Below are 26,127 nucleotides of genomic sequence, written 5' to 3' on the forward strand. Positions count from 1 at the left end.
ACGTGATCACCCGGAAAGGGGCCCTCGGGGGAGGCCGGTCGAAACCGCACCCGCCGATCGGGCGGGTGCCTGCGCTATGCCGGACCGGACGCGAAGACGGCCCCGGTGAAGGGCCGGGCGCCTCCGGTGTCGCGTTCGGGCCGGGGTGTCAGGCCCGCCGAGACGGCCCAGGCGTCGACCAGCCCGGCGGGCCAGGGCGCCTGGCCGCCGGTGAGCAGCACGACCGTGCCGCCGGGGCTGACGGCCCGGCCCAGCTCGCGGACCGTGTGCCGGGGGAACGGGAACGTCTGCGGATCGAGCCGGCAGACGAGCACGTGCGCGGCGGAGTCGGCGAACGGCAGGTCGATGCCGATGTCGGCGACGACGGGCGTGACCGCCGAGCGCTGCCCGGCCCGTCGCAGCGCCCGGCGCAGGGCGCGCGCCCCGCGACGTCCGGGTACGGTCGCCTCGACGGACAGTCCGTCGACGACCAGCCGGGTGGCGAGATCGTGGAGGTGCGCGCCGACCAGACGCACCGGGCCGGTGCCGGTCGCCGCGACCGTGGCGAGGAGACTGCCGAGGGCGACCTCGTCGAGCCGGTTACGGCCGGCCTCGGCCGCCGCGGGGCTGTTCACCGCGCGTCGGGGGACGAGAGGGCGGTATGGGGGTGGTGGATCACCGGGCCCCTCCTATGTCGCAAGTTTATGTGCAAGGTGCATACGTATCCTAATATGCACTGTTCGGCCAGGCCAGATGAGTTGCGGCCGACTTAGGTCTACTCACAGGATGCGTACATGCGGCACGTTGATGTGGCAGTGGCAGGGCTCGGGCTCTCAGGAGCGGCGGTCGCGTGGGCGGCGACGCGGCGCGGGCACACCGTGGCGGCGTTCGAGGCGTACGTCCCGGGGCACCGGCGCGGCAGCTCGCACGGGCACGCGCGGATCTACCGCCGCGCGTACCTCGACCCGTTCTACATCGAGCTCACCGGGCGGGCCGGCCGGCTGTGGGAGCGGCTGGAGACCGAGGCGGGCGAACGGCTGCTCGACCGCGTCGGCGGCGTGGACCACGGGCCGGGCCGGGAGCCGGAGCGCATGGCGGCACTGCTGCGCGAGCACGGGGTCGCGGCCGAGTTGCTCGACCCGGCGGACGCGGCGGCCCGGTGGCCCGGCATCCGGTTCACCGGCCCCGTCGTACGCGACCCGGAGGGCGGGGTCGTCGACCCCGAGGCGGCGATCGCGGCGATGACCCGGCTCGCCGTGGCCGAAGGCGCCGACGCCGCGTACGAGACGCCCGTCCGTGACCTCGAACCGGACGGAGACGGCGTCCGGTTCCGCGCCGGCGGGGACACCTGGCACGCGCGGACCCTCGTCGTGGCGGCGGGTGCCTGGACCGGTCCACTGCTCGACGGGCTCGTCCCGCTGCCACCGCTGACCGTCACCCAGCAGCAGGTCTTCTTCTTCGAGCCGCGCGAGCCCGGTCCCTGGCCGACGATCGTGCACAGCTCGTCAGGGGAGGGGCTGGACATCTACGCGCTGCCCGAGGGCCCCTGGGTCAAGCTCGGTGAGCACCTGGGCAGCACGGTCACCACCGCCGAAGCCCGTGACTTCACGGTGGACCCGGAGGCGCGCGAGCGTGCGCTCGCGTACGTGCGGGAGTGGCTGCCCGGCCTCGACCCGGCGCCGCGCTCGGAGGTGACGTGCCTGTACACCTGGGCGCCGGGGGAGGACTTCGTCCTCGACCGCCACGGCCCGATCGTCGTCTGCTCGCCCTGCTCGGGGCACGGCGCGAAGTTCGCCCCGCTCATCGGCGAGCTCGTCACCGATCTGCTGGAGGGAGCGCCGCCGATCGACCGTTTTGCCCTCCGGCCGCCGCAGGCCCAGTAGGTTCTCCCCATGGACAAGGAACGGGTGGCCGCGTGGATCGACGGCTACGAGCGGGCTTGGCGCACCCCGGGCACCGAGTCGCTGGCCGAGCTCTTCACCGCGGACGCCGTCTACCGGCAGGGCCCGTACGACGAACCCCTCGCCGGTCTGCCGGAGATCGCCGACATGTGGGAAGAGGAACGCACCGGCCCCGACGAGGTCTTCGAGATGACCAGCGAGATCGTCGCGGTCGACGGCGACACGGCCGTGGCGCGGGTGGAGGTGACGTACGGCGAGCCGGACCACGAGGAGTTCCGCGACCTGTGGATCCTGCGCTTCGCCGAGGACGGCCGCTGCCGCTCTTTCGAGGAGTGGTGGTCCACGCCCGACTAAGAACCCGCGCGCTCTAAGGAGCCGCGCCTCCGGGAGGGACGATCGGCAGGCCCGACGGGGCGCCCGACTCGATGAGCTTGGTCAGCGCCTCGGTGTCGAGATGGTGTTCGACGAGGTCGCCGAGGGCATCGAGTTGGGCCTCGCGCAGCGCGGCGAAGTCGGTGTCCGGCGCGGGCGTGAAGTCGCGCCCCGCCGTACGGGCGACGTCGGCGAGGAACGCCCGGCGGAACCCGTTGTTCTCCAGCGCCCCGTGCCAGGTCGTCCCCCACACGGAGCCCTCGCGGCATCCGTCGAGGAACGCTTCGCCGCCCTCCACGGCGACGATCCCGTGGTGGATCTCGTACGCCTCCACCGGCTCGCCGTACGCCGAGCCGGCCGGGCGGCGCAACGTCTTGTCCGGGGCGAACTCCACGCGCGCCGGCAGCAGGGCGAGCCCCGCGACGGCCCCGGCACAGGACTCGACGTCGTCGAGGATCTCCCGCGCCAGCATCTGGTAGCCGCCGCAGATGCCGAGCACCGGCCGTCCGGCTCGGGCGCGCCGGACGATCTCGGTGGCGAGGCCGCGCTCGTGCAGCCAGCCGAGGTCGGAGACGGTGGCGCGCGAGCCGGGCAGCACGATCAGGTCGGCGTCGGCGAGCTCGCCCGGCGTCGTCGCGTACGAGACGATCACCCCGGGCTCGGCCGCCAGCGCGTCCACGTCGGTGAAGTTGGAGATCCGCGGCAGCCGTACCACCGCGACGCGCAGGGTGCCCTCGCCCGCCCGCGGCGCCGTACGGCGTCCGTCCAGCGCCAGGGAGTCCTCGACGTCGAGGCCGAGGCCCTCCAGCCAGGGCAGCACTCCGTAGACGTCCCGGCCGGTCAGCGCGGTGATCTGGGTCAGGCCCGGAGCGAGCAGTTCGGGGGCGCCGCGGAACTTGTTGATGACGAAGCCGGCGACGAGCCGCTGGTCCTCCGGCTCGAGCAGCCCGACCGTCCCGTACAGCGCGGCGAACACCCCGCCGCGGTCGATGTCGCCGACGACGATCACGGGCAGCCCGGCGGCGCGGGCCAGCCCCATGTTGGCCAGGTCGCCGCGCCGCAGGTTGATCTCGGCCGGGCTCCCGGCCCCCTCGCAGATCACCACGTCGTACTCCGCGCGCAGCCGGGCCAGGCTGGCCGTGACCACCTGGCGGAGCCGCGCCCGGTGCTCGCCGTACCCCAGGGCGTCCACCTCGGCGACCGGGCGGCCGAGCACGACGACCTGGCTGCGGCGGTCGGAGCCGGGCTTGAGCAGCACCGGGTTCATGTCGGCGGTCGGCTCGACGCGTGCGGCGGCGGCCTGCATGACCTGCGCCCGGCCGATCTCCGCGCCGTCGGCGGTGACCATCGAGTTGAGCGACATGTTCTGCGCCTTGAACGGCGCGACGCGCATCCCCTGGCGGGCCAGCCAGCGGCACAGCCCGGCCGTCAGCACGCTCTTGCCCGCGTCGGAGGTCGTCCCGGCGACCAGCAGCGCGCCCTTCACCGGCCACGCCCGAACGCGAGACGGGCGCCGGCCGCCAGGCCCGCGGCGGCGAACCCGACCACGCGCGACAGCCGTACGGCACGGCGGATGTCGTCGGGCTCGGGCGGGCGGCCGTCGCCCAGCTCGGGCCGGTGCTCGACGCGGCTGCCGTAGACGTTGACGCCGCCGAGCCGTACGCCGAGCGCGCCGGCGAAGGCCGCCTCGCAGCGACCGGCGTTCGGGCTGGGGTGCGCGGCGCCGTCGCGGCGGAGCACGCGGTACGCCCCGCGCGGCGAGCCTCCGGCCAGCGGCGCGCACGCGACGGTGAGCAGCCCGGTGAGCCGCGCCGGGACCCAGTTGGCGAGGTCGTCGGCCCGTGCGGCGGCCCAGCCGAAGTTCGCGTAGCGGGGGCTGCGGTGGCCGACCATCGCGTCCAGCGTGTTGACCGCCCGGTAGCCGAGCAGGCCGGGCGTGCCGAAGAGGGCGCCCCAGAACAGCGGCGCGACCGCGGCGTCGGAGGTGTTCTCGGCGACCGACTCGACGGTGGCGCGCGTGATCTCCTTCGCGTCGAGAGCCTCCGGGTCGCGTCCGCACAGGTGCGGCAGCCGGGCGCGGGCGGCCTCGACGTCGCCGGCCTCCAGCGCCGCCCGCATCGCCCGGCCTTCGCGCGCCAGGGAGGTGCCGCCGAGGACCGCCCAGGTCGCGGCGGCGACCGGCACCGTACGGCCACGGGCCACCGCTCCGAGCCCGGCCGCACCGAGGACGCAAACTCCGGCGAACACCGCGCCACGGACCTTCGAGTCGCCGTACAGGCGGCGTTCGAGCGCCGCCGCCACCCGCCCGAACGCGGCCACCGGATGCCCGCGCCGCGGGTCACCGGTCAGCGCGTCCAGCACCGCCCCGGCGAACAGACCCCGTGCGATCGTCATGTGATGACCCTAGAGGGAGCCGTCGCCGAGGAGCTCCTGCAGGCGTCCCATCGCGCGGGCACCGGCGATGACGTCCGCGTAGTCGCGGCTGTGCCGGATCAGGCCGTCGCGAATGGTCATGACCATGATGTATCTGCCGGACACCCGCTCGCCCGACTCCCGTAGCCGGCGGTGCAGCGTGTATTCGGCGACGACGACCTCCGGATCGGTGGTCTGGTGGATCGAGATCTGATCGGCGCCCTCGATCCGCCACGTCTTCTCGGCGGACTTGAACCGGGCGCGGAAGACCTCGCGTCCCTGGGACGTCGTCGGAACACCGGGCGGCGCGAACGGAATCTCGATCACCGCGTCTTCCGCGTAGAGATCCGCCAGCTCGTCGTAGGCGCCGCGTGACGACGCCTCGAGAAAGCGGTGAGTGATGTCCAGCGCGGTGGGCTTCTGGGTGGGCACGACCGTTCTCCTTGTCGCTGTGAACCACTAAGCGGAACGATCGCCCCGCATTTCCCGCCGGACGATACGGAACGCTCGCCCCGGTTGTCAACGCGGCGCGATACGCTGAGCGGATGACGGCCGAGGACGGAGCCACGCGGGCGCAGGGCGGGGGCAGGGGTGGCGTGCCGATGCGCGCGGACGCGCGGCGCAACCGTGAGCGCGTGCTCAGGGCGGCCGAGGACGTCTTCGCCGAGCAGGGGATCGCCGTACCGCTCGATGAGATCGCCCGTCGCGCCGGTGTCGGCGCCGGCACCGTGTACCGGCACTTCCCGACCAAAGAGGCGTTGTTCGAGGCCGTGATCGCCGGCCGGGTCGAAGTCCTGATGGCCGATGCCGACCGGCTGCGCGCCCATGACGATCCGGGTGCGGCGTTCTTCCAGTTCTTCGCGCACAAGGTCAAGCAGGCCTCGCTCAACAAGGCGCTGTCCGACGCGCTGGAGGCGTCACGGGGATTTCGCTACGGCACGCAGGAGACGCACGACTCCTTCTGGCGGCTGGTCGACGAACTGCTGACCGGCGCGCAGCGAGCCGGTGCGGTCCGCCCGGACCTGGACCGCGACGACGTCAGGGCGCTCATCGTCGGCTGCCTCCGGGCCGTCGACCAGGTCACCGACCCCGGGAAGGCCGACCGCCTCATCGAGGTCATGGCCGACGGCATGCGCGCGAAGTAGTCGCAGAACCCGTGATTTTGTCACAGTCAAGGCTTTTAGTTAGGAAATTATCGACTTACCGTCACATCGAATACCCGACCGAAAGGGGTTCGACGTGGCGTGGATCAAGCGAAGCGGCCTGCTGGCCGCGATGAGCGCCGGCGCCGTCATGCTCGGCGCGACGGCCGCGGACGCGGCGACCGGAACGGTCAACACGAGTGGCACGGCTCTTTCCGTCCGTTCCGGTGCGGGCACGAGCTACCCGACCGTCGGCAGCGTGGCGGACGGGAAGTCCGTCACGATCACCTGTCAGACGCGCGGCACGACGATCACCGGCACGTACGGCACCAGCAGCGTCTGGGACAAGATCACCAGCCCGGCGGGCTACGTCACGGACGCCTACGTCTACACCGGTTCTGACGGGACCGTCGCCCCGCCCTGCATCACGACGCTGACCAACGACTACCCCTACAAGTCCGACTCCTCCAGCCAGGCCGACCCCTGGAACTTCTACAAGCGGGAGTGCGTGTCGTTCGCGGCCTGGCGGATCCGCCAGCGGCTCGGCGTCGACTTCACCAACTCCTACCGGGGCGTGCACTGGGGCAACGCGAACAACTGGGACAGCGCCGCGGCATCCGCCGGGGTCAAGATGGACCACACCGCCAAGGTCGGCGCCATCGCCCAGTGGAACACCGGCAGTTACGGGCACGTCGCCTACGTCGCACGGGTGAACGGCGACGGCACCATCCTGCTGGAGGAGTACAACTACCTGAGCGCGCACAACTACGACACCCGCACGGTCAGCGCGAGCAGCGTGGGCAACTACCTCCATTTCTGACCCGGACCGCCGACCGGAGGAGGATCATGAAAGCCGGTCGAGGGAAGGATCAGCGTGTGACTCCTCCGTTCCCTGATGGGAGCGGCTTCTCGCTAAGCCGCTTGCGCAGCGTCGCGAAGGGCAAGCCCTGCCCTCAAGATGTTGATCGCCGCGTTGACGTCGGCGTGCGTATTGTGCCCGCACGCCGTACACCGGAACACGGCCTGGGCGGTGCGGTTGTCCTTCGCGCAACGCCCGCATTCGGCGCACGTGCGGGAGGTGTTGGCAGGGTTCACCGCGATCAGCTCTCGACCGGCGCTTTCAGCCTTGTGCGACAAGATCGTCAGGAACACCCCCCAACCCGCATCCAAGATCGAACGGTTCAGCCCGGATTTGGCGGCAGCGCCGTTGGGCAGGTGACCGCCGTCGCCGTCCGGTTTGGGCGCTGCCCGCTTGGTCATGTTGGTGATCTTGAGCGCTTCGTGCGCGATCATGTCGTGGTCGCGGACCAGCCTCAGCGCGGCCTTGTGCGCACTGTCGAGGCGTTGGCGCCGCACCTTGGCGTGCGGGGCGGCGACACGGGCGACGGCGTTACGCCGCCGCTTACTGCCCCGTTTCTTGCGGGCGAGGTCACGCTGTGCCGCCGCGAGACGGCCGGCGGTCACGGCGAGGTGACGCGGGTTGGTCAGATGTTCGCCATCACTGGTCGTCACCAGCGACGCGACTCCCAGGTCGATCCCGGCGGCCGCGCCCACCGCGGGCAGTGTCTCGGTGGGCACGTCGTCACACGACAGCACGACGAACCAGCGGGCGCCTTCCCGCTTGACGCTGATCGTCTTGACCGTGCCCAGCACACGCCGGTGCCGATGGACCCGCACATGCCCGACGCCCTGCAACCGCACATACGTCGCGGTCCGGTGGTGGGGCTGGGAGTCCCACCGGCACCCGTCGCCGTCCTTAGGCCACTCAACCGTGTCGAACCAACCCCGCCCCCTGAAACGCGGAAACCCCGGCGTGCGGCCCGCCTTGACACGGTCGAAGAACGCACGGAACGCCTTGTCCAGCCTGCGGAGCGTGGCCTGCTGGGAAGAGAACGACCACCGACCCTGACCATCAAGGTCACCGGCGCGGATGTGCTTCAACTCCGCCGACTGATCGCCATACCGCACCCTCACCCCCGCCCTGCGGTAGGCCGTACGACGGTGTTCCAAAGCGGCGTTGTACAACTCCCGGTGGTCCTCCAGACACTGCCTGAGCGCAGCGGCCTGCTTACCGGTGGGGCGCAACAAGAACTTGAACGACCTACGCACACCCACCCCTCACGCTCGGTAACCAGAACACCACGGTATCGACTGGCGCCGACAAACCAGCAAGGAAACAGGAAATCTGTGATGCGCACACCTGACAGGCCAGGCCACACTCGGACCTTGATGGCCCGCCCGCTCCCGATCCCCCCGCCGCCCAAAGGCGACGGTCCCCTCGGGAGACTCTGATGGAACTCACGGCGGAGCCCTGTTCGCCGGTGCGGGTCGAGCACGCCGAGGGGCCGTTCTGGCACGGCGACCGGTTCGGCTGGGTGGACATCATGGCCGGGCGGCTGTGGCTGGCCGGCTTCGACGGGACGACCTTGACCGAGCCGCGCTCCCACGACGTGGGGCGGCCCCTCGGCGCCGCGGTGCCGGGCGCGATGGGCGGCTGGGTGCTCGCCGCCGGCACGGCGTTCCTCCAGCTCGACGAGGACGGCCGGGTGACGCCGCTCACCGAGGATCTGGCCGACCCGACGCCCGTCCGGATGAACGACGGCAAGTGCGACCCGGCCGGGCGGTTCTGGGCCGGCACGATGGACTACGACGAGGCGAACCCGATCGCCTCGCTGTACGTCTTCGACGGGCGTCCCCGTACGGTGCTGGACGGCGTGACGATCTCCAACGGGCTGGGCTGGAGCCCGGACCACCGCCTCATGTACTACATCGACACCCCGACCGGGCGCGTCGACGTGTTCGACTACGACGAGGACTCCGGCGCGGTCTCCGGACGCCGGCCGCTCGTGGAGGTCGAGGGCGGCCACCCCGACGGCATGACCGTCGACGACGAGGGCTTCCTGTGGGTGGCGCTGTGGGGCGGCGGGGCGGTGCATCGCTACGACCCGTCGGGCCGCCTCGCGGGCGTCGTACGGCTGCCGGTGACGAACGTGTCGAGCTGCTGCTTCGGCGGCGCCGACGGCGCGACGCTGTTCGTGACGACCTCGCGGCAGGGCCTGTCGGCGGAGCGGCGCGAGGCCGAGCCGGACGCGGGCCGGATCTTCCGGGTCACCCCGGGCGTCGGCGGCCCGCCCGCGACCCCCTTCGGCTGACGTTTACCTGTCCGGAACCTGCCGATCGGGGAATTTCCCACCGAGGCGGCGCGGAATGCGTCATGATCTCCGCGTGGACGAATGGTCACTCAACGGATACACCTCCCTTCGCGAGCTGGGACGGGGCGGCTTCGGCCGCGTCGTGCTCGCCCGGCACGACGCCTCGGGTACGCACGTCGCCATCAAGTACCTGCACGTGCCGGATGAGAAGTTCCGCAGTGAGTTCCGCGCCGAGGCGAGGATGCTGCGCGGGCTACAGGACCCGCACGTGGTGCGCCTGTTCGACTACGTCGAGACGCCGCAGGGGGCGGCGATCGTCATGGAGGCGATCGACGGCGTGTCGCTCCGCGCCCTGCTCCACGAGCGGGGCAACCTCGAACCGGAGGCCGCGCTCGCGGTGCTGAAGGGGTCGCTGCTCGGCCTCGGCGCCGCGCACCGTGTGGGCGTCGTCCACCGCGACTACAAGCCCGCCAACGTCATGGTCGGCGGCGACGGGCAGAGCAAGCTGATCGACTTCGGCATCGCGCTGCGCTCCGGCGACTCGGGACAGATCGTCGGCACCCCGCCGTACATGGCGCCGGAGCAGTGGGCCGGCGCGCCGGCCTCGCCCTCCACCGACGTGTACGCCGCGACCTGCGTGTTCTTCGAGTGCGTGACCGGCCGCACCCCGTACCGGGCGGACACCATGGCCGCGTACCGGGCGCAGCACACGATGAGCCCGATCCCCGCGGACCAGGTGCCGGAGCCGGTACGCGCGCTGGTCGAACGCGGCCTGGCCAAGCATCCGCAGGGCCGTCCGCCCGGTGCCGCGGAGTTCGCCGCCGAGCTGGAGGAGGCGGCCACCGCCGCGTACGGGCCGGAGTGGGAGTCCAACGGCTGGCGGCGTCTGGCCGAGGCGGCGGCCGGCCTGGCCGCGCTGTTCCCGTTCGCCATGCTCGTCGCGAAGGTGGCGCCGGGCGGGGGCGCCCACGCCGGCGCGGTGGCGGGCAAGGCCGGGCACGGCGTGCTGACCAAACTGCTCGGCGGCAACGTCGCGACCAAGGTGGTGGCCGTGGCCACCGGCGCGATCGTCGTGGGCGGTGCGGGTGCCGCCGCGATCGTGCTGACCCAGCACAAGCCGAAGAAGGCCGCCGTGGCGCCGCTGCGCGTGGAGCTGGCCTCCTACAACCGGTCGGTCACCGGCCTCGACCTGAGCGGCGCCCGCTACGTCCAGGTGAGCGGCGGCAAGGACGCCGCCCTGCGTGGCCGTGTCAACGCCGCGCTGGCCGCCCCGCTCGAATGGGCGGTCGACGAGATGCGGCAGATGACCGCCAAGCATCAGCCGCCCTGCACGAAGCCGACCGTGCTGGGGGCGAAGCCCGAGATCGGGCTGCGCGGCCCGCACCTGGTGACCGTACGGTACGAGCTGCCGAAAGAGCTCTGCTACCCGCTCGACTTCGAGCTGCCGCACGTCACCGTAACCGTCGACCTGCGCACCGGGCAGTCACTGACGGGCGAGCAGGTGTTCGCCTCCGGCACGCCCACCACGAGCGGCATCGCCACGTTGATGCGACGCGTGCAGCCGCACACCACCAAGCCCGACCTCGCGCTGGTGTGCACCGAAGGAACGGAGCCCGCCGACTTCCGTCCGGGCCAGCCGTTCAACACCAAACGGCCACAGCCACCGCGCGTCTCGCCGTTCCTCACCCCGAAGGGCCTGGACGTCACGTGGTCGCACGTCGGCAGCGAGTGCCCGTTCTACTCGGTCACCCTGCCGTACTCCGAGGCCAAGGACCTGCTCGCCCCGAACATCGTCGCGGAGCTGCCCCACTAGAGGCGGCGTTACTTCAGGGGCCGCCCCGAGCACCTCACCTCACTGATGCGCCCACACCGCCGTTCGAACTGGTCTGGTTGTTCACGTCGGCGTTCTGGTCGTGGCTGTAGTTCTCGGCGGTGTTGTCGGGGGGAGGGCTGGAGTTCGACGTCGAGGTCGGTGTCGGGGTCGGTGTGGGCGTCGGCGTGGGGGTCGGCGTAGGTGTCGGCGTAGGTGTCGAGGACTGCTGAGGCCCGCTCGTCCCACCGCCGGTGTCCTTGGCGTCGCCGCCGTTGTCGTTGTTGTTGCTCTCCTGCGGTCCGTTGTTGTCGTGGTTGTAGTTGGCCGTCTTTTCGTCGTCGCCGTTGGTGTTGTTCTCCTGCGGGCCGTTCTGGTCGTGTTCGTAGTTGGCGCCCTTGTTGATATCGGCACCGTCGGCGTTGGCGTGGCCGCAACTGCCGTCCTGCCAGCAGTGGCCTTGGGCGCCGGGGTTGTCGGTGATGCTTCCGCTGGGGCCGCCATCGGATTGGTCGTCGTCCTTCCCGGAATGAACGGCGAAGTTCAATGCGTTCTGGGCGTGACGGTAGTCTTCCTCGGAGTCGGTGAGATTCTGCTGCGCGTTGTCCGCGAGCGCGGACTTGTCGCCGGGGTCGAGCCCGGGATCGATGTCCGTGTTCGACTGCGAGGTCTTCTTGGCCTGTTCGAGCGCCGCGTGGGTGGAGTCCACAGTGGTGACGGCTCCCTTGATCGCGTCGAGCCGTTGCTGTGCCGCCTCGGCGTCGTTGTAGGCCTTGCCCAGCGCGACGGCGGCATTGGTCGTCTCGGTGGAGAGTTCGCTCTTCTCGTCGGTGGAAAGATTCGGCGGAATCTTCGTCTTGTTCCTCGTCTCATCAACGTCGTGCCGATTCACGGCCACGACGAGGCCGGCGCCGGCCGCGTCGGCCGTGGCGGAGGCGACCGGGTCGCTGGGATCGGCCTTGGCCTGCTGGGTGGCCTTGTCGGCGTCGTTGACCGCTTTTCGGACGTCGGGGTAGCGGAGCGCGTACGACTTGACCTTCTGAGCCTGGGTGCCGGTCTTCCAGATCGTGTCGGCGTCCTGCTGTTGCGACGTCTGTGAGGAGGACTGGACGGTGTCGCCGCCGTTCTGGTGGATCAGTTTCTGCTCTCCGCCCGTCGGCGTGATCTTCGATATCGCCGCGCCACTGGTGATGTCGGCGTCGCTCACGCTCGCGTCGTCGGCGAGCTGCTTGGCGGAGGCCTCACGGCGGCCCACGCAGTCCGTGGCGGACTCTCCGGACAGGCATGGCAACTGCGATGCCAGCACCATCGCGTGATAGAGCTTCGTCTGGTACGCCGTGTTCAGCTGGTCGTAATACGACCGCGCGTACTTCGTGTTCGCCGCAGCGAATGCCGCCTGGTTGGCGCTGTTCGCCGCCGCTGTTCCGTAATAGTAGTAGCTGCCGTCGCTCGCCTTGAACAGCTTTCCCTGGGCGACGAATTCTTGGAGCGCTTTTTCGTACGCGAGCGTGTTCGCCTGCTGTTGCAACCGCCAGTCGGCACCTTGGGCCTGGACGTTCAGGTCGTGCCCCAGCGCCAAGGTCGCCGTCTGAGGGTCGATCGGAGAGTAGGTGTAGACGGGCTCTCCGGCACCGCCCACGCCGCTCGGCCGGTACGTCAGCGCGGAGACCAGCGACCCGGACGTCGGCTCGAACACCGGTACACCGGCGACCGGTGCGCCCTGGTGCGCCATGTCCATCGCGGCATAGGCCGTGGCGTTCTGCTGCGGCGACTTCGTCCAGTCGTAGGTGTAGACCGACGACCCGCCCCGGCCCGACGCGGCCGGCGAACTCGCCGTGAGTTCTCGGTAGGCCGCGGCGTTCTGCCGTGCGTTCTTGCTCGGGTCGGGGGTGAACACCCGCGTCGCGTTGTCGATCTGCGCCGCCACCGCGCCATAACGCGTCCGCAGCGCTGCCTGCGCCTGCCACGTGGCGGCCTGTGGATCGGTGCCGAGCAGGTCGATCGCGTTCTGCGGCACTCCCCACCGCTGCCACTGCTGGGCGGTCGCGGTCCGTTGCGTCGCCATCCGCTGGAGATACTGGCGCGCCTTGGCCTTGTCCGCGTCCGACGCCGAGTTGTACATCTGCGCGATCTGCTGCGGTATGACCTTGCCCTGGCCGTTCGCGACCGCCTGCCCGATGACGCCGTAGTACTCATCGCTGTAGTGCGGGTCCTTGAACTTCGCCAGATCCTGGTCACCATACTTATCCATCACCCAGGCCAGCGCCCGCGTGTGTGCGCCGGCCTCCAGGTCGTCGAACGCCTTGGTGACGGCCGCTCGCTCCTCGGCCGAACACGAGTTCGGGTCCGTGACGCACGGGTGGTTCGCCAGCGAGACCGCCTGCGGATTCTTCAACAGTATTTCGACCGTCAAACGGTTCCAGACCGCGTCGTTGCCGGCGTCACCCGTAGCGGCATAGGGCTCACCGCCGAGCCAGTCACCAAAGTTGTCCTTGTACCTCGGCGTGGTGTAGTTCCACACGATTCTCGGGGAGTCGATGCCGTCCTGCGCCGCCGTCGACACCGCCGTCGCCAACAATGCCGACTGCTGTGCCCGGTTCACGACGGGCGCGGGAGCGAACGGATTCTCGGCGCGATGCGGAAGCCCGGTATCGGGCAAATCCTGCCCCCACGCCGCCGAACGTCCCGCCATGTCCTGCCGGCCTTGCGACTGGGCGGACAGATACGCCCACCGATTTCCGTCGTTCACCATGTTGTCCACGGTGCTGTAAACGGTGCCCAGGGCGAACAGCGGATCCAGGGCCTCACCTGCGATGCCGAGGACCTTGCCGACCGAGCCGAAGACTTCTCCGGTCTTGCCGAACCTGATTGAAGATGAGACGTCATCGAACGCGCCGCCGCTCTCGGGCGGCACAGGCCTCATGAGGGCATTGGTCTTGATCGTATAGTCACTCGGTCCGTTCTCTGGAAGCACGGTGACATCTCCCTCGACCCACCCGGACGACGGACCGAACAGCGACTCTTGTGTGGTCGCGGTCTTCTCGGCGGCCAGTTGCTTCGCATAGTCCGGGGTAAAACCGGCTCGTTCGTAGAGGTCGGTCAGGTCTTGGAACGTTTGTCCGCTGCGTGCCTGAACCATCCTGTTCAGGGCCGAGGATCCGGCCTGTGCGCCGCTTTGTTGTTTCAGCCTGGTGATGTCTTCGGAGGCGCTGTCGAGGATCGCGTTCTGGCCGGTGTTGATGTCATGAAGCCACTCGTCGACGACCGAGCCGCCGTCGAAGGCCGCGAAGGTCCCTTCTTGCGAGGGCTCCTGTAGCGCAGCACCATCGTCGGCCGAGGTCCGGCCGAACACGACATCGTCGCCGTAGGTCTTCCGCACGGCATCGCCGTACAGCGGATCCAGCGTCACCACGCTCTTACGTGTGGCCAGCAGCCGGGCCTCCTGCGCGGTATGCGCCTCACCGTAGAGGCGCACCAACTCCGTGTACGCCTGCCGGCTCCGGCTGATCACGAGGTCCTTCAGGTCTTGCCAGCCGAGCTTGCCGAGGTTTTCCCGCACGATCGCGTTGATGTCCGATGTCGCCGCATCGACGATCGGTTGTGCCCTGTCGTCGAGTAGGGCGTCCTGCCGCATGAACTGGCCATGCAACCAGTCTTCGAATGTCGCCTGGCCGATCGGCGTACGACCGTCGCCTCCTTGCGGCCTGTCCTCCGCCGGGGATCGGGCCGCGACGTCGTCGGTGCTGAGAGGCGACGCCTGATGAGGAACTTCGGTGCTTGCCGGGCGCTCGGCATTCACCGGCACGAGATCCTTCTGCGCGGAAGACCGCCTGAACAGTTCGGCCAGGTCATCCGCCGTACCCGTCTCGGCCGCGAACTGATCGGCGTCCGTCTGGCCGGTCAGCGGTTCCAGAGCATGGGCGACGTCCTTGTGCGCCTGTTCAGCGGCCGTTTCCAGGAAGAAGGCCGACGTGCGGGCGGCCTCGCGCCGGGCGAGGTCCTCGGGCAGGCCGGCGTCCTGGTAGGCGCGGAAGACGTCCTCGGCGAGCCTGCCGGCCCGAGCGCGCATCCATGCGGCCGGTTCGTTCCACGGTCGGCTGTCGTCTCGTTGCCGCAGTTGGTCCTGGAACTCCTGCCGGGCGGCCGAGACGATCTGCTGTACCTGAGGCTGGGTCGCTCGCCACGCCGTCGCGGCTCCGGCCAGCGAAACATCCACCGGCGGTACCGGTCCGGTGTCGAACGGTCCGGTCCGCGGCTCGTTCGCCCGGCCGGTCGGCGCGCTGTTCGTGGACGCGGCGGTATCGGGCAACTCCACGCCCTCGGCCCGCAACGCCTCAGTGACCTGCGCGCGCTCTCGCGCGAGCAGCCGGTCGATCTCCCGGTAGGCCGCGTCACGGTAGCTCAGTGCCGCATCGCGGGCCAGCGCGGTGGCCTCGCGGGCGGAGAACCCCTGGGCGAGGTACTGACGGATCAACTCGTGGTACCAGCGCCGCGCCTGCCGATTCGCGGCGCTACGCAGATCACGGCGGTGGAAACGCTCGGTGGAGGAATAGGTCTGGGCGATGTGCCTGGCGCGCTGCCGGTCACCCGGCACGTCACGGAGGAGGTTTCGCAGCAGGGAATCCTGCGAGTCGCTCCAATTCTCCACATTCGCGCGAGCCCGTGCGATGCCGTCCTGCCGGCCCCTCTCGACGGCGAGGGCGAGAGTGATCCGCCGCGCGGCATGGCGACGGAATGTCTGCGCTGCCTTTTTCGCCGCCTTCTGGATCGCCTTGTTCGTGGTCTTGTGTGAGCGGTCGCCCTCGGCCTTCGCCTCCTGCGTACGTTGAGCCGCGAATTCGTGCCGGAGCCTTTCGGCGATCAGATTCGCCTGTGCCCGTGCCGCCGACTCGAGCCGGGCGGGGTCTCCGTCCGCACCGAGCAACCCGGCGATCACCGCGTCCAACCGCGCTCGCGCGGCGGCCGACGCATCGCCTGTCGCGGGACGCACGGCGGCGACGGACCGCTGGAACGACGGTGGTTTCGCCGCACGAGAAGCACGGGCCGCCGAGCCGCCGTCCGACACCGGTGGGCGGCCACCGGTGTTCTCGCCCGCGGAGTCGCCGGCGCCCATCCGGGCCAGCCAGTCCCGGTACACCGCGCGCCGCTGGTCCTGCGCGGCGATCGCGGCGCGGGTGCCGGACGTCAACGCGTCGGGGACCTGGTCGCGCAGGAGCGCCTCCGTCGCCGCCTCGTCTCCGACATGCGCTTCGAGATAGGAGAACTGTGCGACGGAGACCTCGAGCGTGTAGCGAAGCTGGGCGACGGCGGCGCTCGGCCGGCCGGTGCGGCCCGCGGCCTCCTCCTCCCGCCGTAGCGCGACCGCGGTGGAACCGGCCCGCAGGTAGATCCGCTGGGCGAGCACACGCTGGAGTGACACGGTCGCGGTCATTCGCCCGGGGTCCGCCTTCGCCAGCCGCGCCAGCAGTGTCGTGTAGCGCCTGCGGCTGATCGTGGGAACGGCCTGCGGCACGATGCGGGAGGGCTGCTTCGGGTAGGGCGCCAAGATCGCGCGTATCTGTTCGGTCAATGCGTCGAACGGGCCGCTGATCCGGTTCTCCAGCGCGTCGAGGGCGGCGAAGACCTGCCCTGCCGCCCGCTGGTCGTACCGGCCCGCATCGGCGTCGCGGAACAGCGTGAGGATCTGGTCGCCCGCCCCCAGCCCGGCCAGGTCGTGGTAGAGGGACAGGAGCGCGTCCCGTTGATCGTGAAGAGTGGGATGGTAGGCGTGTGCGACGCCGCGCTCGTACGGCAGGCCCGTGTCGCCGCCGGGAAGGACGGCCTCGGCCTGCAGGGTGCCCAGGTAGCGTTTGGCGCGCGCGATACGGTCGAGTTTCCCGCCGAGTTCGGTGCGGCGGCGGTCCAGCGCCACGACGTTCTCGCGCACGTCCTGCGGCACGCCGGTCACCCGGCCGGCGTAGAGGGCCTGTCCCCGCGCCTGGTCGAGGAGCTCCTGAATCCGCTGCCGGTACTCCCGTCCCGTCGCCGTCCGGTCCTCGGCCAAGGCACGCAGCCAACGCCTCATGATGACCAGCCCGTCCTCGATGGCGGTCGGGTCCGCCCCGTCGCGTCCGGGTCGTCCGGCGGCGGCCTCGAGGGCTTGGTCGAGTCGTGTCCAGTCGGCGGCGGAGACACCGGCTGCCACATGAGGAGAGCCGGATTCCGGATGGTCGGAGTAGTGGCGCGTGAGGCCGCGAACGACCATCAGCGGAATGAGGTTGTCGATGGGCGGAGTCCCGCTCGTGGACCGCCCGGTGTCTTCACCGAGGAAGGCGATCGCGGTCTTGATCGCGTACTGCTGCGCTCTGATGTCGAGCAGCCTGCTCCGCAGCGCCGTGGCCGCCGGGTCGGTCCGGACGAGCGCTTGGAAGTCGTTCGCGACGGCCAGGTCGCCCGTGCGTGGATCGCCCCTGCGGTTGGCGACGAAGACGGTCCCGCTCCAGGGGACACCACGCTCGTCGGTGTGCTTCTCGAACACCGTGGAGAAGCCGAGCCGCGCGTAGCTCGCATGGCGGAGGTCGGCCCACGACGGCCCGGCCAGAGCCCCGTGACGTACGCCGGCCAGCGGATGGAAGTGGACGTACTCCTTGTCGCTGGGGAGGGTGACGCCCGCCGCCGTCGGCCCGGCCAGCCTCAGGGTGGAGACCGTTCCGCCCGGTGTCTGCTTCTCCAGGCTCCCGGCGACCTCCCGGGGATCGCCGATCTCGCTGCTGAGCTCGGCGTGCCGCACCAGAGTGTTCAGGGCGGCCTGGGTCTCCGCGACGCTCAGCCGTTCGCGTCCGTCCGGCCCGTCGCGCCACAGCAGATCGCCGTTGACATCGACGAACCCGAGCACGCGACGCTCCAGCGTGAGTCCGGCCTCGCCGTTCGCCGGATGCGCGAAATCGAGGTACGGCTCGACAGGGCCCGTCACGCCGAAGCGAAGCAGATCGAACCGCTCATCGGTCCGGTAGACCGCGTCGAGCACTCCCCGCCACGAACCGTACTTGACGTACAGCTGGTCGGCGGTCGGGCCGGCGGGGTCGCCGTATTCCTCGAGGTCGCGTGCTTCCAGTTCCTCGACCTGTCGCGGGTCCGGCATCTGGGCGCGGGCCGCGATTCTGAAGCCGTTTCGCAGCCCGACCAGCCGCCGTGCGATCTCCTCCTCGGACCTGCCCTCCGCCCGCATGGCGTCCTCGACACGTCCCAGCTGGGCGATCTGGTCCAGATACCACTGACGGATCCTCCTGTTCGACGCACCGTCCAGGGCGTTCGAACCCCGTGCCGAGGCGTCACCCATGGGTTCGGTCGCCCCCGCGGTGCGGGAGGCGAAGGGGAGATCGCCCGTCGTCCTCGCATCTTGGTTCGGGAGGGGATCGCCGAACGACCACCCCGGGACCGTGCGCTTCGCGCGATACCGCGCCGCCTCGATCTGCGCGTTCCAGCGGTTCACCCACCTCAGCGTCTGGGTGACGACGCGAGTGGGGTTCTTCCGGCTGAGAGCGAACTCCACGGCGCGGTTCTCCCCGGCGAGTTCGCTGAAAAGCTCGTACCGGCTGATGGCCAGATCGAGCTCATTGCTCAAACGGGCGACATGAGTCGTCACCTCGTCCGGGGAGCGCTCGAGTTCGTCGGCGATGCGGTTGATGCGATCGACCAGGCTCTGCTCGAACTCGAGTTGCCTGTCGGCCTCATCGGTGAGCTGGGAGTCACGCCGCAGGTCCAGCGGAAGGTCCACCGGCTTCGTTCTCATCGCCCGCCGCCTGGCCTTCATGGTGTCTGCTATCAAGGCTCTGACCTGCGGGCGTACGGACTCATCGAGACGAGGGGCGACGCGCGCCGCCGGCGGCCGGGTGGAGCGGCCGTGCACAAGGCTCTGCCACTGGTCGAGGAGGCGCCGGAAACTCTCCTCCTGCTCGTCGCCGAACCGCTCGAACTCCATCAACGCATCGAGCAGTACATTTTTATCGCTTTCGCTCAGCGGCCCGGGCTGTTTCGATCGCGACACGACCGTAGTGAGCCGGCCGGCCAACGAACGCTGTGGGTCATCCTTGCTTCTGATGTTCTTGAGGCCGATCATGTCGCGTCGAAGCGCCTGAACGAAGGCCTCTCGTTCGTCTCTGTTGATCAAATGGAAGTCATAGGGGACCCGGACGTTTCTCTCGGCCCGGTCGAAGATCTGGAGAAGGAACCCGGTGGCCAGACGTACCGTGCGCAAGGTCTTCGCGCCGGAGTGGACCTGACGGGTGAGTTCGCGCAACCGGCGGTCGACGTCGGAATCGGGAAGATCCAGCGGCTCGGCAAAGGGATGATCCGAGATCAGAGACGTTTGGATCGATTCGATCTGCTCGTCGAGGCCGGCCAGCCACCGGTCCATCAACTTGATCATCCAATGTTGATTCGGTCGATCAAGCAGACGCGGAGATCTTCCCAGTGACTTCTTGAAAGCCTTTATCGCTGACGCCAGCCTGCGGCGTTCCTTTTCGCTGGTCACGGTGAAGTCGTCGACCTCTTCGCCGGCTGCCAGCCTTTCGAGCCTGGCGATTCCGGACTTCAGCTCGTAGCCGTATCTCAGTGTGCCGGAGTGGCCTGACAGCTTGGACCGGATGTTGTGCTGAAGGTGGAGAACCGCCGTCCGTGCTCCGCGAAGGTCGGCAAGCCTTCTTTCGAGCGGCCTCATCCGGTAAGCCGTGTCGATGTTTCGCGGCAGCGTCAGCGGGCCGTCGATGACCGAGTATTCGCCGTCGTGGTCGTAACGGACGGTCGACCAGTCGTCGTAGTCCCGCGCCATCAGGTAGGCGAACTCGACAGGCGTCTTCCTGAGGTGGCCCAGATCCCCGCCACCATCGTCCCGGCCACTTGGCTCGAGAGAGCCGCTCGGTTGGTTGTGGAACAGGCCGGCGCCGCCTCTGGGGCCGTATATCGCCCCCGTAGAACCCATGCGGAAACTGATCCACCACGGGAATGGACTGGTGGAATCCATGTACCGTGCGGTGGGTACCGCGAAAACGCCGAATTCCCGCGCCGATCCGAGCTCTGCCGCGGCGTCGGCGTGAGCGGTCAGCCAGGTGACAAGATACTCGAATTCGCGTCGGCTCAGCCGAGGCGCGTCCGTGAACGGCCCACGGTCGAGAAGCTCCCCGGTGACATTGTCGATCGGTCCGAGGAACCATTCCTGCAACGGCAGCCCCGCCCGTTGCGGATCCGAGGAGTTCGAGAGCGGACCTCGGAGGTCCTGCACGGCAGGCGGTAGGGGCTGGTCTTCGGCGTTCGTTCGCTGGGCGCGGCCGGAGAGGTCCGGCTCCGTGCTCCGGACCTCCTTCACATCGCCGATGGCCCGTGGGACGCGCACGATCTCATCCGCGTGCCGATCGACGCGGTACTCGGTGTCGGTGGTGCCGCGGCGGACGATGACATGGGCGGGGAGCCGGCCGACGTAGTCGTCGAGCCCGGTGACGACATCGGCCGGTGAGATCGAGTTCGGGGCACCGGTGAGGTCGAGGAGCAGACCGCGCGGGCGGGTGTCGCCGGGGGACAGGCCGCCGGCGGCCCGCTCGTACGCGGTCAGCGCCCTCCCGATCTCCTGCGTGAGTCGCTGCCGGCCGCTCAGCCCGAAGACGCGCTCGACGCGGATCTCGTGCGGGACGTACAGAACGCCGTTGACGGTGGTGAGCCCGGCGAGCCCGGACATGTAGCGGTCGTGCAGTTCCTGGAGGCGGTGGTGGGGAACGGCGGCCGGGGTGCCGTCCTGCTTGAGTACGAGGATCTCGTCGGGTAGGTCCGGGACGTAGTCGGCGAGGGCCTCGGTGAGCGCCCCCACGGTGACCTGCGGGTCGGCGCCGGACAGGTCGATCAGGAGGCCGGGCCGGCGGGCGCTGCCCGGGACCGCGCCCTCGATACGGTCCGTGTACGCGTTGGCGGCGGCCTCGGCGACCTGGACCGGCGTGGCGCCTCCGGACACGTGGTGGACGCCGTAGGGCGTACCACCGACGAGGAGGACGGGTTCGCCGTACAGGGTCGCGTTGGGTCGCGTCTCGACCTGGCGTCCCGACGCCTCCAGCCCGCGGGCGACCCGCGTCACGGCCGGTGACGGCGGTGCCCGCGACACCTGGATGTACGCGCCGGACTGGTCGACGAGGACGAGATCGGCGGGCAGGCGGGCATGTCTCGCGCGGAGGGCGTCGATCACCTGCCGGGTGTCGACCGGAGTCGCCAGACCGGTCAGGTTGACGATCAGGCCGGGGAGACCGCCCGGGCCCGCGGCACGATTCTTGGCGACGGCGCCCACGGCGATGTCCTGGGGAGTGGTCCTGGTGCGTGGTGAGTAGACGCGATACCGGGTGCCGTCCACGGACAGGGCATGAGCGCGGGTCGGGGACAGGGTGACGTCGCGCCGGTCGGCGGTCGCGATCTGCCCGATCCGGCGTACGACGGCGGGGGTCCGCGGGGCGGAGCCATCGGGCAGCCAGTCGCGGGCCTGCCGGATGGCGGCCTCCTGGTCGAGTGCCTGCTGCTCGGCCTCGGCGAGGGCACGGGTGAGCGCCTCTTCGATCTCCTTGCGCCTGCCCTCGCCGATGCCGGGAATCTTCGCCAGGAGCCCGGCCGCCAGATCCTGGCCGGTGCCGACCTTCTCGCCGAAGACCACGTTGCCCGGAACGCCGGTGATGTTGCCGACGTACGGAGGGATGGCCCAGGAGGTGTAGGGGATGGGAACGGGCGAGCCGCCGACGGCGATGAACGGTGAGAGAACCACCTCGCGTCCGACGCCGATCTCCCATTGACGTTTCGTCCTGGGATCGGCCGGCTGGGTCCTGATCTGGTTCTTCGCCTCACCGGTGTACTGGACCTGAACGACGAAGCCGACCGAGCCGACCTGGTGGGCCGGGTCGGCCGGTGGTGTCGTCAGGATGGGCTGGGCGGGCAGGGGGGCGCTACCGTGAGCGTGACCGAGGAGTCCCGCGATCCAGTTTCCGAGCGCCACCAGGTCGCGTGTGTCGATGGGCCGGACCACGACCAGTTGGGCTCCGGCGCCGCTCTTCAGCTGAGGGGCCGCCCAGCGGGGTCCGGGGCTCTCCGGAACGAGGGTCTTGCCGGTCGCCTCTTCGGAGTGGGTCCATTCCGCGGGACGGCCGTCGGGGATCTCGGTATCGCCCTTGGTGACGACCAGCCTGACCTTGCCGGGGTAGGCGAAGACGTCGTCGGACCCCGGCAGCAGCAGCCCGGACTCCCGGCTGAGGTAGGTGCCGAGCGCCACCTGCACCTTGCCGAGGGGCACCGGCACATGCGAGGTGAGGTCGAGAGAGCCGAACGGGACGCCGGTCATCGGTGATCCCGGCAGGACGAACGGCCCCTTGAGCAGGTCACCGCCCAAACGCGTCATCTCGGTGAGGCTGCGCAGCTCCGCCTTTCCGAACGCGAACTTCTTCGTGTACGAATAGTGGTTTCCGGCATACCGCAACTCGGCGTCGAACCTCGCGCTGTCGTTGCTCCACACCGGCAGCAACCCCCCGAACGGCCACCAGGGCACCGCACGCGCCACGAGATAGTGGCCCTTGGTGTCGCTGACCTGCGTGGCGTGGATGCCGCCCCACGACTCGATGTCGCCGGGCGCGGTCACCGGGGATTCGACGTTGTCGCGCCGCTCGTCCATCGTGGCGACGACGAGTTTCTTGCCGGTCCTGGGGTCGGTTCCGTACGCGGGCACCGTGAACACGCTCTCCGGAGGCCGCGGCTCCGCGGTCACCGGGTCCAGCGTCCACGCGGACAGGTAGCGGGAGAGCAGCTCCACCCGGTCACGCGCTCGGCCGAGTTCCTTGCGTTCGGTCCTGGTCAGGCGGCTTCGGCCGGTCAGCCGGCTCACGGTCTCCATGGCCTGGTGGAGAGCCTTCGCCTGCCGGACGAAGCCGTCTCTGTGCCGCCGGACCGTCTCCGCGGCGGCGAGACCGGCGCCCGGCCCCTGGGCGGGGAGCTGGGAGACGGCCGCCAGGTCGCCCTGGTTCGGCCACATCCGTGGGGGCGGCTCGTCCAACCGGCGGGCCACCTCGTCGGCGATGGTGTGCGCTCTGCGGACCGCGGTACGGCGGTAGCGGCTCAGGTCGCGGGCCGTGACGGACCGGCGCCGGGCGGCGGCCGTGACCGCGGAGATCTGGGCTTGGGCGGCGGCCCGCTGCTGTTCGAGCGCGGCGGTCCGCGCGGCGTCACGGCGCAGCCGCGCCGACGTCAACCGCACGCCGATGGCCGTGATGTGCTTTCGCAGCGGTTTCAGACGGGTGGCCGTATTGGCGCCGGCCGGATCGTAGCCGGTCAGCCGAAGCCTGCCGGAGGACTGTCTCAGCTTCCACACGCCGGTCACGGCGGGGTCCCGCCGTTCGAACCAGTGGTGGACCGCCACGGTGTAGTGGATCTTCGCGGCGGCATCCGCCGGCATCCCGGCGGTGATCTCGGAGAGCCGCTTCTCCAGATCGGCCGGGAGCGGTTCCGAGGCCGCCCGCGCCTCCAGCCGTGCCAGCCGGTCGGCCGCACCGATCGCGTGTTCGGCCTGGGCGGCCAGGTCCCCTCGCCGCCGCCGGGACGCCTTCCCCGCGAGTGCGCGCCGGAGCTCGGCCAGGGCGGTGGACGCCTCCCCCCGGAGGCCGGTGCGGAAGTCGTGCAGCGCCATCACGTACTCGGCCGCGTCGGTGAGGGGCGCCCACTGGTTCGCCTCGGCCCTCAGCGCGTCGAGTCTCGCGTCATCCTGTCCGAGCAGTGCCTCCTGCCGGCGGATCTCCTGCTCCACCGCCTGGAGCGACTGTACGGCCGGCGCCGCCGAGGTCCCCGCGCCGCCGCGGACGGGCGCGGACGAGGAGACCCGCACCGTCTGCGCCTGCCGGACCACGGCGGGCCGTACGGTCCGCGGCTGCGGCTGCCGCGGGTTCATCCGTGAGGCGTACGCCCGCGTCGACACGGAGACGCCGGGGCTGCCCCGTTCGCCGTTCGCCACGTGTCGCGGCGCCTGGGGCGGATTCACGGTGCCGCCGGTCAACGCGACGATTTGGGCGATCTGTGCCGCGGTGAACCGGAAGCGCGCGTCCGGCGCGAGCCGCAGGGTCCTGACGGCGGCGGCCACCCGCTTCGCGAGCGCGACGCGCTGCCGGGCGTCGGCGAGGGCCGTCGGCGACAGCCGGGGCCTCAGCTCGCGAGCGATCGCCAGCGCGGTGTCGTCGGTGATGACGACTCCGGCCGCGGCAAGCGTCCGCAGGATGTCGTCGCCGAGCCGGTCGAGCCCCGCGTCGTCGTCGCGCGTGCGCGCGGGCGGGGCGTCGCCGCCACCCGTCGCGTTCTCGCGGTCCGCCGAAGACCTCGCCGGCGCGTCCGTGTCCTTGCCCGGCGGTGCGAGCCGTCGGAGCATTCGCCGCAGCTCGTCCCCCTCGGGTTCCGGCGTCGAGGCCTCGCGCTCGGCCTCCTTGTTCAACCGGCCGATCGTCTTCTTCAGCTCGGTGCCGAGCCGGTTCACGTCGTCGGGGACGGGCCGGCCCGTGGAGGACACCGTGTCGGCCCGTGCCGTGCGTGGACCGGTCAGTCTCGTCGGTACGGCGAGGTCACCGACCAGAAGCGCCATGGCGACCGCGATCGCCACCGCGCCCAGGGCGGAACTGATCCGGCATCGGCTCAGCGCGCCGGCGCAGCCGAAGACCAGCGCGAGCGTGCCGAGCACGAGCCGGATCAGTTCCAGGGTCTGCATTCAGCTGTTGTCCTGCCAGGCGGACGGCCGGCCGTCGTCCGACGGCGAGCCGTACGGGATCGTGTCGGGCGTGGACGCCCGATCGGGCGTCGTGTACGGAGACCGGGTCGCACCGGACAGGTCCTGACCCGAGGTGTCCGGTGAGTAGGTCGTGTCCCCGTTCAGGAGGCACAGAGGGACGATCACGCCGCCGGCCTGCCGCTGCGAGGTGGGGCAGGGAGCGCACGGCCGGTACGAACCGTTGTCGCCGGGGCACAGCAGGACCTGTCGTGTCCCGGCGGAGGTGTCGCTCTGCTGTACCGCCGTCCCGTCCTCGTCCACCGTGTCCTGGGAGGGATCGAGCGCCGCGCACACTCGCCGCAGCGACTCGAGTGCCTCCAGGCCGGCCGTCGCCGAGGTGACACCCTGCTGGGACGCGTCGGCCGGGCAGGGCACGCAGCGCTGGGGCAGCGTCGTCGGGGTGCCGTCCGAGGAGGCGCCCTCCTTGATCAGGCACACGCCGGCGTTGCGCGAGGAGACCGACGAGGTCGGTGCCGTCGTCGTGTCGCTGCCGTCGGAGACCGGTACGCAGATCCGCGGCACGGCCGTGGTGGCGTCGTCACGCGCGGAGGAGACGTCATCGGTCAGGTCACCGTTCAGCGGGATGCGCCGTGAGCAGACGGTGCAGTACTGCGGCGTCGCTCCGGTCACCGACGCGTCGCTGCCGTTCAGGGCGCACATGTCGGGCCGTTGCGCCGTCGCCGTGTCGCTGGAGGCCGGGTCGTCCGAGGCCGGGTCGTAGACCGGTACGTCGGCCGAGTCGGCCAGGTTCGCGAGCGGCTCGCCGGCCGAGTCGGTCAGGTCGGCGAGCGGGTTGCCGGCCGAGTCGGAGTCGGCGGTCGTCGTCTTCTTCTTCGCCTTTCCGGTGGGCTCGTCGTCGCCGGCGAGGACGATCGAGTCCTTCTTCGGAGCGGCTGCGTGAGCGGTCTTCCACGAGCGGGCGGCGGCGACGAGCCGGGTCTGCTCCGCGGCCAGGCTCTTGTCTCGGGCGCGAAGCTGGGACTCGAGCCGCTTCAGCTCGGTCGAGGATGTGCCGGACCGGCCGGTGATCGTCTGCTGCATCCGCGCGATCGTGCTCAGCGACTTCTTGACGAGCCGGCGCTGTTCCTGGTTGGCGCGCAGCTTCTTCGCGTACGGAGTGCCGGCCGCGGCCTTCGTGTACGCCGCCGCCTTCACCGGCGCGGGCTTGTCCGGGCGAGCGTTCTTCTTCGGCGCCTTGCGGTGCTGCGCGACCTTGGGGGTCGCCGGAGCGGTCGGAACCGGCTCCTGTCGCGCGGCCGAGCTCTGGCCGCCGTCCCGGCCTATCGACATGCCCACGGCGATGACACCGCAGACGAGCGCGACGACGAGGAAGAGCAACGGCCATGGCGAGCGTCTGTCGTCGTCTGATTCGCGTGTACGGCGGGCGGGAGGGGAGGGCTTCTTCACGGGAGGACTCCTCGTCGGCTTACCGGGTCGGGGTGCCCGACAGCGCCGGCGCCTTCATGCGGCGTCGGGCGTCATGACGCCAGAAGGGCGCCGAGGGCAGGGAGAACAGAAGAGTGGGCGGTATTCCGCCGTCTCGCGCGTCGCGGCCTGGCCG

13 protein-coding genes are annotated in these 26,127 nt (G+C 70.5%); 6 read left to right on the forward strand and 7 right to left on the reverse strand.

Translation table 11 applies throughout. The annotated features are described in order from the left end of the window. Positions 1 to 74 precede the first annotated feature (74 nt). The gene (locus tag OG417_RS13955) at positions 75 to 614 is read right to left on the reverse strand and encodes a hypothetical protein (protein WP_329255299.1); all 540 of its coding nucleotides are present in this window, start codon (positions 612 to 614) and stop codon (positions 75 to 77) included. Between the two features lie 159 nt (positions 615 to 773). Between OG417_RS13955 and OG417_RS13960 the strand changes: the two genes are divergently transcribed. Both OG417_RS13960 and OG417_RS13965 read left to right on the forward strand, forming a co-directional pair. Then, positions 774 to 1,862: an FAD-dependent oxidoreductase gene (locus tag OG417_RS13960; RefSeq protein ID WP_329255302.1), complete on the forward strand. Its 1,089-nt coding sequence runs from the start codon at positions 774 to 776 to the stop codon at positions 1,860 to 1,862. A gap of 9 nt (positions 1,863 to 1,871) precedes the next feature. Beyond that, complete coding sequence (locus OG417_RS13965; protein WP_329255305.1) at positions 1,872 to 2,234, forward strand: YybH family protein; 363 nt, start codon at positions 1,872 to 1,874, stop codon at positions 2,232 to 2,234. 13 nt (positions 2,235 to 2,247) lie between these two features. Here OG417_RS13965 and OG417_RS13970 read toward each other — a convergent pair whose 3' ends face one another. Genes OG417_RS13970 through OG417_RS13980 form a run of 3 tightly spaced genes read right to left on the reverse strand, consistent with a single transcriptional unit; the run spans position 2,248 to position 5,096 of the window. Further along, entirely contained in the window at positions 2,248 to 3,738 is a 1,491-nt protein-coding gene (locus tag OG417_RS13970) for a cobyric acid synthase (protein WP_329255309.1), read from the reverse strand. Next, positions 3,735 to 4,646 carry a cobalamin biosynthesis protein gene (locus tag OG417_RS13975; RefSeq protein ID WP_329255312.1) on the reverse strand — a complete coding sequence of 304 codons (912 nt, stop codon included), beginning with the start codon at positions 4,644 to 4,646 and terminating at the stop codon, positions 3,735 to 3,737. The genes OG417_RS13970 and OG417_RS13975 overlap by 4 nt, the downstream gene beginning before the upstream one ends. A gap of 9 nt (positions 4,647 to 4,655) precedes the next feature. Continuing rightward, complete coding sequence (locus OG417_RS13980) at positions 4,656 to 5,096, reverse strand: nuclear transport factor 2 family protein (protein ID WP_329255314.1); 441 nt, start codon at positions 5,094 to 5,096, stop codon at positions 4,656 to 4,658. Positions 5,097 to 5,209: 113 nt separating this feature from the next. Here OG417_RS13980 and OG417_RS13985 point away from each other — a divergent pair, with 113 nt between their 5' ends. After that, the gene (locus OG417_RS13985) at positions 5,210 to 5,809 is read left to right on the forward strand and encodes a TetR/AcrR family transcriptional regulator (protein ID WP_329255317.1); all 600 of its coding nucleotides are present in this window, start codon (positions 5,210 to 5,212) and stop codon (positions 5,807 to 5,809) included. 94 nt (positions 5,810 to 5,903) lie between these two features. After that, positions 5,904 to 6,626, forward strand: a complete 723-nt coding sequence (locus tag OG417_RS13990) for a CHAP domain-containing protein (protein ID WP_329255319.1) — start codon at positions 5,904 to 5,906, stop codon at positions 6,624 to 6,626. Positions 6,627 to 6,718: 92 nt separating this feature from the next. Here the strand turns inward: OG417_RS13990 and OG417_RS13995 are convergent, their stop codons facing one another. Further along, positions 6,719 to 7,915: an RNA-guided endonuclease InsQ/TnpB family protein gene (locus tag OG417_RS13995; protein WP_329255322.1), complete on the reverse strand. Its 1,197-nt coding sequence runs from the start codon at positions 7,913 to 7,915 to the stop codon at positions 6,719 to 6,721. A gap of 182 nt (positions 7,916 to 8,097) precedes the next feature. Between OG417_RS13995 and OG417_RS14000 the strand changes: the two genes are divergently transcribed. Beyond that, complete coding sequence (locus OG417_RS14000) at positions 8,098 to 8,958, forward strand: SMP-30/gluconolactonase/LRE family protein (RefSeq protein ID WP_329255326.1); 861 nt, start codon at positions 8,098 to 8,100, stop codon at positions 8,956 to 8,958. A 73-nt stretch (positions 8,959 to 9,031) separates the two neighbouring features. Continuing rightward, entirely contained in the window at positions 9,032 to 10,771 is a 1,740-nt protein-coding gene (locus OG417_RS14005; protein WP_329255328.1) for a serine/threonine-protein kinase, read from the forward strand. 34 nt (positions 10,772 to 10,805) lie between these two features. On the opposite strand, the gene OG417_RS14010 is transcribed toward OG417_RS14005, so the two are convergent. Further along, positions 10,806 to 24,506 carry a hypothetical protein gene (locus OG417_RS14010; RefSeq protein WP_329255331.1) on the reverse strand — a complete coding sequence of 4,567 codons (13,701 nt, stop codon included), beginning with the start codon at positions 24,504 to 24,506 and terminating at the stop codon, positions 10,806 to 10,808. Beyond that, the gene (locus tag OG417_RS14015; protein WP_329255334.1) at positions 24,507 to 25,973 is read right to left on the reverse strand and encodes a hypothetical protein; all 1,467 of its coding nucleotides are present in this window, start codon (positions 25,971 to 25,973) and stop codon (positions 24,507 to 24,509) included. It abuts the gene before it with no gap. Between the last annotated feature and the right edge of the window lie 154 nt (positions 25,974 to 26,127).

This window comes from Actinoallomurus sp. NBC_01490 (assembly GCF_036227085.1).
Classification (GTDB): domain Bacteria; phylum Actinomycetota; class Actinomycetes; order Streptosporangiales; family Streptosporangiaceae; genus Actinoallomurus; species Actinoallomurus oryzae.

Coding starts and splice junctions, on each gene's coding strand:
- OG417_RS13975 (WP_329255312.1), bottom strand. CDS start 4,646: ATGACGATCGCACGGGGTCTGTTCGCCGGGGCGGTGCTGGACGCGCTG.
- OG417_RS13985 (WP_329255317.1), top strand. CDS start 5,210: ATGACGGCCGAGGACGGAGCCACGCGGGCGCAGGGCGGGGGCAGGGGT.
- OG417_RS13960 (WP_329255302.1), top strand. CDS start 774: ATGCGGCACGTTGATGTGGCAGTGGCAGGGCTCGGGCTCTCAGGAGCG.
- OG417_RS13965 (WP_329255305.1), top strand. CDS start 1,872: ATGGACAAGGAACGGGTGGCCGCGTGGATCGACGGCTACGAGCGGGCT.
- OG417_RS14010 (WP_329255331.1), bottom strand. CDS start 24,506: ATGCAGACCCTGGAACTGATCCGGCTCGTGCTCGGCACGCTCGCGCTG.
- OG417_RS14000 (WP_329255326.1), top strand. CDS start 8,098: ATGGAACTCACGGCGGAGCCCTGTTCGCCGGTGCGGGTCGAGCACGCC.